At 71.3% G+C, this 12,434-nt stretch carries 1 protein-coding gene (cut by a window edge); it reads left to right on the top strand.

Going from position 1 to position 12,434, the window contains the following annotated elements:
* Window positions 1–12,434: the 3' end of a type I polyketide synthase gene (locus DKM19_RS52165; protein WP_239513729.1), read on the top strand. Its footprint begins 29,683 nt before the window's first position; 12,434 of the gene's 42,117 nt are visible here — the last part of the coding sequence; the start codon falls outside the window, past its left edge; its stop codon occupies window positions 12,432–12,434.

The following is a 12,434-nucleotide window of genomic DNA, read 5'->3' as shown; positions in this document are numbered from 1 at the left end:
TGGCGACGGAGCGGGGTTGGAAGATCTCGCGGTTGCGGACCAGTCATGCGTTCCACTCCCGGTTGATGGAGCCGATGCTGACCGAGTTCGCCGGGGTCGTTCGTGGGTTGAGTTTCGCTGAGCCGGTGGTTCCGGTGGTGTCGACGGTGACCGGTCGGCCGGTGGAGTCGGGGCTGTGGTCGGATCCGGAGTACTGGGTTGAGCAGGTGCGTCAGCCGGTCCGGTTCGCTGATGCGATCGGTTCGCTGGAGGGTGTCAGTAGGTTTGTGGAGTTGGGTCCGGATGGGGTGCTGGCCGCGCTGGTGCAGCAGTCGGATGCCGTCGCGGTTCCGCTGTTGCGCCGGGACCGGGACGAGGTCGTCACGGCGCTGACCGCGCTGGCGACCCTGCACGTCAACGGTGTTCCGGTGGACTGGTCGCAGCTCTTCACCGGGGTTCAGCCGGTCGAGCTGCCGACGTATGCCTTCCAGCGGCAGCGCTACTGGCTGCGCACCCGCGCCGAAACGCCGGTCGCAGCGGCTGACGCCGGCTTGTGGGACCTGATCGACCGCGGCGACTTCACCAAGCTCGCCGCAGAGCTCGGTGTCGACCCCTCCTCTTCATTGGAGAGAGTGCTACCCGCGCTGACGTCCTGGCGGGTGCGCGGCCGTGAACGCTCCCGGCTGGACGGCTGGCGCTACCACGTCGCCTGGCAACCGGTGCCCGAGCCCGGCCCGGCCGTGTTGGCGGGCACCTGGGTGCTGATCGGCGCCGACCCGATCGGGCTCGCCGCGGTCTTGGCCGGCCACGGCGCCCACGTCCTGGCAGTCGGAACGGACGAGCGGCCCGCGCTGGCGCAGCGGCTGCGGGCACTGGACGGTCCGGTCGCCGGCGTGGTGAGCCTCGCCGCGATCGAGGACACGCCGCTGCTCGACTCGCTCGCCGTTGTCCAGGCCTACCTGGACGCTGAGCTGGCCGCACCTCTCTGGCTGGTCACCCGGGGCGCGGTGTCCGTCGGCCGGGCGGACGCGCCGGCTAGTCCGATCCAAGCCCAGACCTGGGGCTTTGGTCGTGCGGTGGGGTTGGAGCATCCGGAGTTGTGGGGTGGGTTGCTGGATCTGCCGGTTGAGTTGGATCGGCGGGCGGCGGCTCGGGTTGTCGCGGTCTTTGCTGGGGTTCTTGGTGCGGAGGATCAGGTCGCGGTTCGGGCCAGTGGGGTTTCGGTGCGGAGGCTCGGTCGCGCACTGGCTTCGCGTGGTGAGGTGTGGCGGCCTCGTGGCACGGTGTTGATCGCCGGTGGGACCGGTGGTCTGGGTGCTGAGGTGGCGCGGTGGGTGGCGGCCAATGGGGCCGAGCGGTTGGTGCTGGTCTCGCGGCGCGGTGTGGATGCGCCCGGAGCGGAGGCGCTGCTGGCCGAGTTGTCGAACGCCGAGGTGCATGCCTGTGATCTGGCCGATCGTTCGGCGGTGGAGGGGTTGCTGGCGACGATTGGCCAGGTCAACGCGGTCGTGCACGCCGCCGGCGTCAGTGAGCACGCGGCGTTGACGGACGTGGACGAGGAACACCTGCGTCGAGTGGTCGTCGGCAAGGTCGACGGGGCCTTGCATCTGGACGCGTTGGTCGGTGACGTTGACGCGTTTGTGGTGTTCTCGTCGATCTCTGGGATTTGGGGGAGTGCGGAGCAGGCGGCTTATGGGGCCGCGAACGCCGCGTTGGATGCCTTGATCGCGCGGCGGCGGGCGAGTGGCTTGCCGGGTACGGCTGTGGCTTGGGGTCCGTGGGCTCAGGTCGGTATGGCCGCCGATGATGAGACCGCCGCTCAGCTGCGGCGGCGTGGCTTGACGCCGATCGAGCCCGGGCTCGCGCTCGCCGCGCTGGCCGGCGCGGTCGGCGCGGGTGAGGAGTCGGTCACGGTTGCGGATGTGCGGTGGGCGGAGTTTCTGCCGCTGTTCACGGCCAGCCGGGCTCGGCCGTTCTTTGATCAGCTGCCGGAGGCGGCTGTGGCGGCCGTTGTGCCGGAGTCTGGTTCGGGGTTGGCGGCGCGGTTGGCGGGGTTGGCTCCGGCGGAGCGGACGCGGAGTGTGCTGGATCTGGTGCGGGCCGAGGTGGCTGCGGTGCTGGGTCATGCGTCTGGCGAGATGGTGGAGCCGGGCCGGGCGTTCAAGGAGTTGGGTTTTGACTCGCTGACCGCGGTGGAGTTGCGTAACCGGCTGCGGGCCGCGACCGGGCTGGCGTTGCCGGCGACCCTGGCGTTCGACTACCCGAGCGCCGAACGGCTCGCCCGGTTCGTCCTGGCCGAGGTCGGTGGTACGGAGACAGCCTCTCCCACTGGCTCGGCGCCCATGGTCGCGACGGACGACGATCCGATCGTCATCGTCGGGATGGGCGTACGGCTACCCGGCGGAGTGGAGACACCCGAGGCGTTCTGGGACCTGCTGGCCGCCGGTGGGGACGGGATCGGGGCGTTCCCGACCGATCGAGGTTGGGATCTTGACCGGCTCTATCACCCGGATTCGGAGCATGCTGGGACGTTCTATGCCCGTGAGGGTGGGTTCCTGTATGGCGCGGGTGACTTCGACGCTGGGTTGTTTGGGATTTCGCCGCGTGAGGCGTTGGCGATGGATCCGCAGCAGCGGTTGCTGCTGGAGACCTCCTGGGAGGCGTTCGAGGCGGCCGGGGTCAGCCCGCTCGGCCTGCAGGGCGAGCCGGTCGGTGTGTTCGTGGGCGCTGCGTTCATGGGATACGGCACCGGGCCGATCGAGAGCGGGGAGGGGCTGGAAGGGCACCTGCTGACCGGGACGGCATCGTCAGTGATCTCCGGCCGGATCTCCTACACGTTCGGGCTCGAAGGTCCGGCGGTGACGGTGGACACAGCGTGTTCGTCGTCGCTGGTGGCTCTGCATCTGGCCGCGCAGGCGTTGCGGTCGGGCGAGTGCTCGATGGCCCTGGTCGGCGGTGTCACGGTGATGCCGACTCCGGATATCTTCGTGGAATTCTCCCGGCAGCGAGGTCTCGCCCCTGACGGTCGGTGCAAGTCCTTCGGAGAGGGCGCGGACGGCACCGGCTGGTCCGAAGGTGCGGGCATGCTGCTCGTGGAACGGTTGTCGTCGGCGCGGGCGGCGGGGCGTTCGGTGCTCGCGGTGGTGCGGGGTACGGCGGTCAACCAGGACGGCGCGTCGAATGGACTGACCGCGCCGAACGGTCCGGCCCAGCAGCGGGTGATCCGAACCGCATTGGCCAACGCCGGTCTGTCCTCGTCCGAGGTGGACGTGGTGGAGGCGCACGGCACCGGCACGACGCTGGGTGACCCGATCGAGGCGCAGGCGTTGCTGGCCACCTACGGCCAGGACCGGGAAAAGCCGTTGTGGCTGGGGTCGGTGAAGTCGAACATCGGCCACACCCAGGCAGCAGCCGGCGCGGTCGGTATCGCGAAGATGGTGCTGGCCATGCGGCACGGTCTGCTGCCCGCGACGCTGCACGCGGAGCAGGCCTCATCGCACGTGGACTGGGCCTCCGGCGCGATCGAACTGCTCACTCAGGCGCAGCCGTGGGAGACCGACGGCCGGCCGCGTCGGGCGGGTGTGTCGGCGTTCGGTGTCAGCGGCACGAACGCGCATGTGATCTTGGAGGAGCCGCCGGCTGCGGAGCCGGTTCCGGCCCCGGTGCCGGTTTTGGACCTGCCGGTGGTGCCGGTGCTGGTCTCCGGGGCGAGTGAGGCGGCGCTGCGGGCTCAGGCGGAGCGGTTGCGCAGGGCGGTTCCGGAGGTGCTCGCCGTCGCCGCGGCAGAGCGAGGCTTTGGAACGGAAGCGGAGTTGCCGGCTCTGGCGGCGGCGTCCGCTCGGCGCCCGATGCTGGCGCATCGGGCGGTCATCCTCGCGGGCGACGCCGAGACGCTGACCGTCGGTCTTGATGCGGTCGCGTCCGGCACCGGTGGTTTGACCGGGGCCGTGGGTGCCGGTCGGGTGGCGTTCTTGTTCTCCGGTCAGGGGTCGCAGCGGATCGGTATGGGCCGGGGTCTGTATGAGGCGTTCCCGGTGTTCGCGGATGTGTTCGATCAGGTGGCGTTGCATGTGGAGGCGCATCTGGATCGGCCGTTGGTGGATGTCTTGGTCGATGAGGAGTTGATTCACCGGACCGGGTATGCGCAGCCGGCGTTGTTCGCGGTTGAGGTGGCGTTGCATGCTCTGTTGCGGTCGTGGGGTGTGAGCCCTGATGTGGTGGTGGGGCATTCGATCGGGGAGATCGCTGCGGCGCAGGTGGCGGGGGTGTTGTCGCTGGCGGATGCGGCCACGCTGGTCACCGCTCGGGGCCGGTTGATGCAGGCGCTGCCCTCGGGCGGAGCGATGCTGGCGGTCGGGGCGGCCGAGGCGGATGTCCGGGCGCTGCTGGCCTCGGTGGCCGGTGACGGCGATGGGTCGAATGGCGGTGAGTCGCGTGGCGGTGGCTTGGCTGCCGTGGGCGGCAATGAGTCGAACGGTGGTGGCGAGTCGAGCAGCGGCGGCCTGGCCGTCGTGGGCAGCAATGAGTCGAACGGTAGTGGCGAGTCGAGTGGCGGGGGCTTGGCTGTTGATGTTGCGGCGGTGAATGGTCCGGCGTCGGTGGTGGTGTCCGGGGCTGAGAGGGACATTGAGCGGGTCGCCGAGCTGGCGACGGAGCGGGGTTGGAAGATCTCGCGGTTGCGGACCAGTCATGCGTTCCATTCCCGGTTGATGGAGCCGATGCTGACCGAGTTCGCCGGGGTCGTTCGTGGACTGAGTTTCGCTGAGCCGTCGATCCCGGTGGTGTCGACGGTGACCGGTCGGCCGGTGGAGTCGGGGCTGTGGTCGGATCCGGAGTACTGGGTTGAGCAGGTGCGTCAGCCGGTCCGGTTCGCCGATGCGATCGGTTCACTGGATGGCGTCAGTAGGTTTGTGGAGTTGGGTCCGGACGGGGTGCTGGCCGCGCTGGTACAGCAGCCGGATGCCATCGCGGTTCCGCTGCTGCGCCGAGACCGGGACGAGGTCACCACCGCGCTGACCGCGCTGGCCACCCTGCACGTCAACGGCGTCCCGGTGGAGTGGTCGGCCGTATATGCCGGAACCGGCGCTCAGCCGGTGACCCTGCCGACCTATGCCTTCCAGCGCCAGCGGTACTGGCTGGAGACCCGACCGGAGAAGACCAGCGCCGCCGATCCCGTCGAGGCCGGGTTCTGGGACCGGATCGAGCAGGGCGACCTGCCTGGCCTGGCCATGCAGCTTGGCGTCGCGGAGACCGCCCTCGAAGGCGTCCTTCCGGCGCTGACCAGCTGGCGGGCGCAGGGCCAGGAACGGTCGTTGGTCGACGGCTGGCGGTACCGGGTTACCTGGGAGCCGGTACCAGAGCCTGGACCCGCGAGTCTTTCGGGAACCTGGGTGCTGGTCGGCGACGCCCCGCTCGCCGCTGCGCTGGAGCATCACGGCGCCACGGTCGTCTCGGTGCCGACGGGGTCGAGGGCGGAGTTGACCACTGTCCTGCGCGGCCTGGATGCCACCGGCGTCATAGCGGCCACGAACTCCTTGGAAGAAGCGCTGGCGCTGGTCCAGGCGATGACCGACGCCAAGAGCGGCGCCCAGTTGTGGCTGGTGACCCGGGGTGCGGTGGCCACGGGGCGGGCGGATGGCGCGGTGGACGTCGATCAGGCGCAGCTCTGGGGCTTTGGTCGTGCGGTGGGGTTGGAGCATCCGGAGTTGTGGGGTGGGTTGCTGGATCTGCCGGTTGAGTTGGATCGGCGGGCGGCGGCTCGGGTTGTCGCGGTTCTTGCTGGGGTTCTTGGTGCGGAGGATCAGGTCGCGGTTCGGGCCAGTGGGGTTTCGGTGCGGCGGCTCGGTCATGCATCGGCTTCGCGTGGTGAGGTGTGGCGGCCTCGTGGCACGGTGTTGATCGCCGGTGGGACCGGCGGTCTGGGTGCTGAGGTGGCGCGGTGGGTGGCGGCCAATGGGGCCGAGCGGTTGGTGCTGGTCTCGCGGCGCGGTGTGGATGCGCCCGGAGCGGAGGCGCTGCTGGCCGAGTTGTCGAACGCCGAGGTGCATGCCTGTGATCTGGCCGATCGTTCGGCGGTGGAGGGGTTGCTGGCGACGATCGGCCAGGTCAACGCGGTCGTGCACGCCGCCGGTGTGGCCGAGGACGTCGAGTTGGTCGACGCCGATGCCGCGCATCTGAACCGGGTGCTGTCCGGCAAGGTCGACGGAGCCCTCCACCTGGACGCGCTGGTCGGTGACGTCGATGCGTTTGTGGTGTTCTCATCGATCTCCGGGATCTGGGGGAGTGCGGAGCAGACGGCTTATGGAGCCGCCAACGCCGCGCTGGACGCGCTGATCGCCCGGCGCCGTGCGAGCGGTCTGCCGGGTACGGCCGTGGCCTGGGGTCCGTGGGCGGAGGTCGGTATGGCCGCCGACGGCGAGGTCGCGGCCCAGCTGCGCCGTCGGGGTCTGAGCCCGATGGCGCCGACTCAGGCGCTGACCGCGCTCGCGTTGGCCGTGGGCTCCGGGGACGAGGCGCTCACGGTGGCGGATGTGCGGTGGGCGGAGTTCCTGCCGCTGTTCACGGCCAGCCGGGCTCGGCCGTTCTTTGATCAGCTGCCGGAGGCGGCTGTGGCGGCCGTTGTGCCGGAGCCGGATTCGGGGTTGGCGGCGCGGTTGGCGGGGTTGGCTCCGGCGGAGCGGACGCGGAGTGTGCTGGATCTGGTGCGGGCCGAGGTGGCTGCGGTGCTGGGTCATGCGTCTGGCGAGATGGTGGCGCCGGGCCGGGCCTTCAAGGAGTTGGGCTTTGACTCGCTGACCGCGGTGGAGTTGCGTAACCGGCTGCGGGCCGCGACCGGGCTGGCGTTGCCGGCGACCCTGGCGTTCGACTACCCGAGCGCCGAACGGCTGGCCGCGTTTGTGCTTGAGCAGGTGGTCGGCGTGACCGCCCTGGTGGTGGGATCCGAGGTCACGGCGGTAACCACCGACGACCCGATCGTCATCGTCGGGATGGGCGTACGGCTACCCGGTGGGGTGGAGACGCCCGAGGAGTTCTGGGACCTGGTCGCCTCCGGCCGGGACGGGATCGGGACCTTCCCGGCCGACCGCGGCTGGGACCTGGAGGCCCTTTACCACCCGGACCCAGACCACGCGGGCACCTCGTACACCCAGCACGGCGGGTTCCTGTACGGCGCCACCGAGTTCGATGCGGGGTTGTTCGGGATTTCGCCGCGTGAGGCGTTGGCGATGGATCCGCAGCAGCGGTTGTTGCTGGAGACCTCCTGGGAGGCGTTCGAGGCGGCGGGGATCAGCCCGCTCGGCCTGCGGGGCGAGTCGGTCGGCGTGTTCGTCGGCGCCTCGTTCATGGGCTACGGGAACGGACCGGGGGAATCGGTCGACGGTCTCGAGGGGCACATGCTGACCGGGACGGCGTCGTCGGTGATGTCGGGTCGTCTCTCCTACACGTTCGGGCTCGAAGGCCCGGCGGTGACCATCGACACCGCGTGCTCGTCGTCGCTGGTGGCACTGCACCTGGCCGCGCAGGCGCTGCGGTCGGGCGAGTGCTCGATGGCCCTGGTCGGTGGCGTCACGGTGATGCCGAACGCGGATGTGTTCGTGGAGTTCTCCCGGCAGCGGGGTCTCGCCCCTGACGGTCGGTGCAAGTCTTTTGCCGCCGACGCGGATGGCACCGGCTGGTCGGAGGGCGTCGGTGTGCTCGTTGTGGAACGGCTTTCCGACGCTCGACGGCTCGGCCATGAGGTTCTTGCGGTGGTGCGGGGTACGGCGGTGAACCAGGATGGTGCGTCGAATGGACTGACCGCGCCGAACGGTCCGTCACAGCAGCGGGTGATCCGGCAGGCCCTGGCCAATGCCGGTCTGTCCTCGTCCGAGGTGGACGTGGTGGAGGCGCACGGGACCGGTACGACGCTGGGTGATCCGATCGAGGCGCAGGCGTTGCTGGCGACCTACGGTCAGGATCGAGAGCGGCCGTTGTGGCTGGGGTCGGTGAAGTCGAACATCGGTCACACGCAGGCCGCGGCCGGTGTTGCGGGTATCGCGAAGATGGTTTTGGCGATGCGGCATGAGAGTCTGCCTGCCACTTTGCATGCGGAGCGGTTGTCTCCGCATGTGGACTGGGCCTCTGGCGCGGTATCGCTGCTGACGGAGGCACAGCCCTGGCCGGCCGGAGAGCGGCCGCGTCGAGCGGGCGTTTCGGCGTTCGGTGTCAGTGGCACGAACGCGCATGTGATCTTGGAGGAGGCTCCGCCTGCGGAGCCGGTTGCCGCGCCGATGCCGGCTGTGGACCTGCCGGTGGTGCCGGTGCTGGTCTCCGGGGCGAGTGAGGCGGCGCTGAGGGCGCAGGCAGAGCGGCTGCGCAGAGCGGTCCCGGAGGTGCTCGCCGTCGCCGCGGCAGAGCGAGGCTTTGGAACGGAAGTGGAGTTGCCGGCTCTGGCGGCGGCGTCCGCTCGGCGCCCGATGCTGGCGCATCGGGCGGTCATCCTCGCGGGCGACGCCGAGACGCTGACCGTCGGTCTTGATGCGGTCGCGTCCGGCACCGGTGGCCTGACCGGGATGGCTCGTTCGGGTCGGGTCGGTTTCCTGTTCTCCGGTCAGGGGTCGCAGCGGGTTGGGATGGGCCGGGGTCTGTATGAGACGTTCCCGGTGTTCGCGGATGCGTTCGACGCGGTCTGTGCGCACCTTGATCCGCATCTGGATCGGCCGCTGGCGGATGTCTTGGCCGATGAGGAGCTGATTCACCGGACCGGGTATGCGCAGCCGGCACTGTTCGCCGTTGAGGTGGCGCTGCACGCGTTGTTGTCGCACTGGGGTGTTGCTCCGGATGTGCTGGTGGGGCATTCGATCGGGGAGATCGCTGCGGCGCAGGTGGCGGGGGTGTTGTCGCTGGCGGATGCGGCCACACTGGTCACCGCCCGGGGCCGGCTCATGCAGGCGCTGCCCTCGGGCGGAGCGATGCTCGCGGTCGGGGCGGCCGAGGCGGATGTCCGGGCGCTGCTGGCCTCGGTGGCCGGTGACGGCGAGTCGCATGGCGGTGGCTTGGCCGCCGTGGGCGGCAATGAGTCGAACGGTGGTGGCGAGTCGAGCAGCGGCGGCCTGGCTGCCGTGGGCGGCGATGAGTCGAACGGTAGTGGCGAGTCGAGCGGCGGCGGCCTGGCCGTCGACATCGCGGCGGTGAACGGTCCGGCGTCGGTGGTGGTCTCCGGGGCTGAGAGCGACATCGAGCGGGTCGCCGAGCTGGCGACGGAGCGGGGTTGGAAGATCTCGCGGTTGCGGACGAGTCATGCGTTCCATTCGCGGTTGATGGAGCCGATGCTGGCGGAGTTCGCCGGGGTCGTTCGTGGGTTGAGTTTCGCTGAGCCGGTGGTTCCGGTGGTGTCGACGGTGACCGGTCGGCCGGTGGAGTCGGGGCTGTGGTCGGATCCGGAGTACTGGGTTGAGCAGGTCCGTCAGCCGGTCCGGTTCGCCGATGCGATCGGTTCGCTGGAGGGTGTCAGTAGGTTTGTGGAGTTGGGTCCGGATGGGGTGCTGGCCGCGCTGGTGCAGCAGCCGGATGCCGTCGCGGTTCCGCTGTTGCGCCGAGACCGGGACGAGGTCACCACCGCGCTGACCGCGCTGGCGACCCTGCACGTCAACGGCGTCCCGGTGGACTGGAGCGCACTGCACCAAGGCGTCCGGCAGGCGACGCTGCCGACGTACGCCTTCCAGCGCCAGCGGTACTGGATCACCGCGACCCGCGGTGCCGGCGACCTGAGCGCGGCCGGGCTCGACGCCGCCGACCACCCTCTGCTCGGCGCGGTCGTGCCGCTGGTCGACGGGGACGGGGTGGTGCTCACCGGCCGGATCTCGCTGCGCACCCAGCCCTGGCTCGCCGACCACGTGGTCTCCGGCGCAGCGCTGCTGCCCGGGACCGCGCTTCTGGAACTCGCGGTCCAGGCCGCCCACCAGGTCGGCTGCGACACCGTCGAGGAGCTGACGCTGCACGCGCCGCTCGTCGTCCCGGACCGCGCCGCGACCCAGATCCAGGTGACGGTGGAAGGTCCGGACGAGCGGGGTCACCGAGCCCTGCGGATCCACTCCCGCGACGAGCGTGGCGAGCGCGGCGACGGCTGGCAGCACCACGCCACCGGCAGCCTCACACTGGCCGGCGCCACAGCCGAACCGTTCACAGACGCCTGGCCGCCCGCGGACGCCATGCCGGTGTCGCTCGACGGCTTCTACGCCGGTCTCCGGGACATCGGCCTGGAGTACGGACCGGCGTTCCAGGCCCTGCAGACGGTCTGGCGGCGCGGTGACGACCTGTTCGCCGAGGTGGTCCTCGACGACGACCAGCAGCGTGAGGCGTCCCGGTTCGGCGCGCATCCCGTTCTGGTCGACGCGGCGTTGCACGCGCTGAGCCTGACCGGCGAGGGTGACGCGGCGGCCCGGCTGCCGTTCAGCTGGTCGGACATGGCCGTGCACGCCACCGGCGCGGACCGGCTGCGGGTCCGGCTCAGCCCGGTCGGCGGCGACGCGGTCCGGCTCGAGGCGTTCACCACGGCGGGGCAGGCCGTGCTCACGGTCGGATCGCTGGTGCTGCGGCCGGTGCCCTCCGCCCGCCCCGGCGCGACCGACCTGTTCGCGGTCGAGTGGGCCCGGGTGCCTGCGTCTTCCGCGTCGGTGACCTCCCCGGAGACGGCCGGCTGGGCGGTGCTCGGTGAGCCGCTGCCGGAACTGCCCGGCGTGCCCGCGCAGGCCACCCTCGGTGCTCCGGTCACACTCCTGGCCGCTTGGGGTGCCGCGACCGATGAGATCGCCGAGGCGACGCACGTCGAGGAGGACGCCGAGGGCACGCACGCCGAGGAGGTCGCTGAGGCGACGCATGCCGAGGTCCGCCGGGTGCTGGAGATCCTGCAGCGCTCGCTGGCCACCGACTCCCGGCTGGTGGTACTGACCAGGAACGCGGTCCTGCCGGAGGGCGGCGGCGCCGACCTGGCCGGGGCGGCGGTCTGGGGACTGCTCCGCTCGGCCCAGCAGGAGAACCCCGACCGGTTCCTGCTGGTGGACGTCGACGACGACGCCGCGTCCTGGCGGGCGCTGCCGGCGGCGCTGGCTTCCGGCGAGCCGCAGCTGGCGATCCGCGGCGGCGCGCTGTTCGCGCCGCGGCTGGCGCGCACCGCCGCGGCGGATCCGGTGTCCGAGCCGTTCGGCGCCGGCACCGTACTGATCACCGGTGGGTCCGGCGCGCTCGCCGGTCAGGTGGCGCGGCATCTGGTCGCCTCCCAGGGGGTCGGCCGGCTGGTCCTGGTCAGCCGCACCGGCGGCGGGGAGACGCTCGCCGAGGCGCTCCGCGCGGAGGGTGCGCAGGTCACGCTCGCCGCGGCGGACGTGGCCGACCGGGCCGCACTGGCCTCGGTGCTCGCCGAGATCCCGGCGGAGCATCCGCTGACCGCGGTGGTGCACACCGCCGGGGTCCTGGCCGACGGGATCGTCGAGCGGATGACGCCCGACCAGCTCGACCGCGTGATGCGGCCCAAGGTGGACGGCGCGCTGCACCTGCACGAGCTCACCCGCGACCTGGACCTGTCGGCGTTCGTCCTGTTCTCTTCCGCTTCGGCGATCTTCGGGACGCCGGGCCAGGCGAACTACGCCGCGGCCAACGCGTTCCTCGACGCGCTCGCGCAGCATCGCCGGGCGCTCGGCCTGCCGGGACAGGCGCTGGCCTGGGGACCGTGGGCCGATGGCGGTATGGCCGGTGGCCTGGACGAGGCCGACCGGCAGCGGATGGCTCAGTCCGGCGTGCAGCCGTTCGACGTCGAGTCGGGGCTCGCGGCGTTCGACGCGGCTGTGGCCGCGCCGGCGGCGCAGGTCGTGCCGATCCGGCTCGACCTGGCGACCGTACGGGCGAACGGGGAGGTGCCGCCGCTGCTGCGCGGCCTGGTCCGGCCGCCCACGGTCAGGGCCGCGGCGCCCGCGGCGGCGGTGCCCGTCACCCAGCAGCTGGCGGGGCTGTCGGCCGAGGACCAGCGCGGGCTGCTGCTGGACCTGGTGCACAGCCACGTGGCGACCGTGCTGGGCTACCCGGCCGACCAGGCGATCGAGCCCACCCGGGGCTTCCTCGACCTGGGCTTCGACTCGCTCACGGCGGTCGAGCTGCGCAACGGTCTGACCGCGGCGACCGGCCTGCGACTGCCGGCGACGGTCATCTTCGACTACCCGACCTCCGACGACCTGGCCGAGCACCTCCGCGACCGGCTGGCCCCGGCGGCCCCGCCGCTGCCCGCGCTGGCCGAGCTCGACCGGTTCGAGGCCGCACTGGCCGCCGACGGGCTCGACCCGGCGGTCCGCGACCAGATCGCCGGCCGGCTCCAGAAGCTGCTCGCCGGTTGGCAGCCGACCGAGGCAGACGGAGTCGTCGACCTGCTGGAGGAGGCCAGCGACGAGGAGATGTTCGCCTTCATCGACAACGAGCTGGGCCTGTAA

The sequence above is a fragment of the Streptosporangium sp. 'caverna' genome, assembly GCF_003203775.1.
GTDB classification, from domain to species: domain Bacteria; phylum Actinomycetota; class Actinomycetes; order Streptosporangiales; family Streptosporangiaceae; genus Streptosporangium; species Streptosporangium subroseum.
The sequence above is the reverse complement of the archived record's forward strand: the minus strand, read 5'-3'. Positions and strand labels throughout refer to the sequence as shown.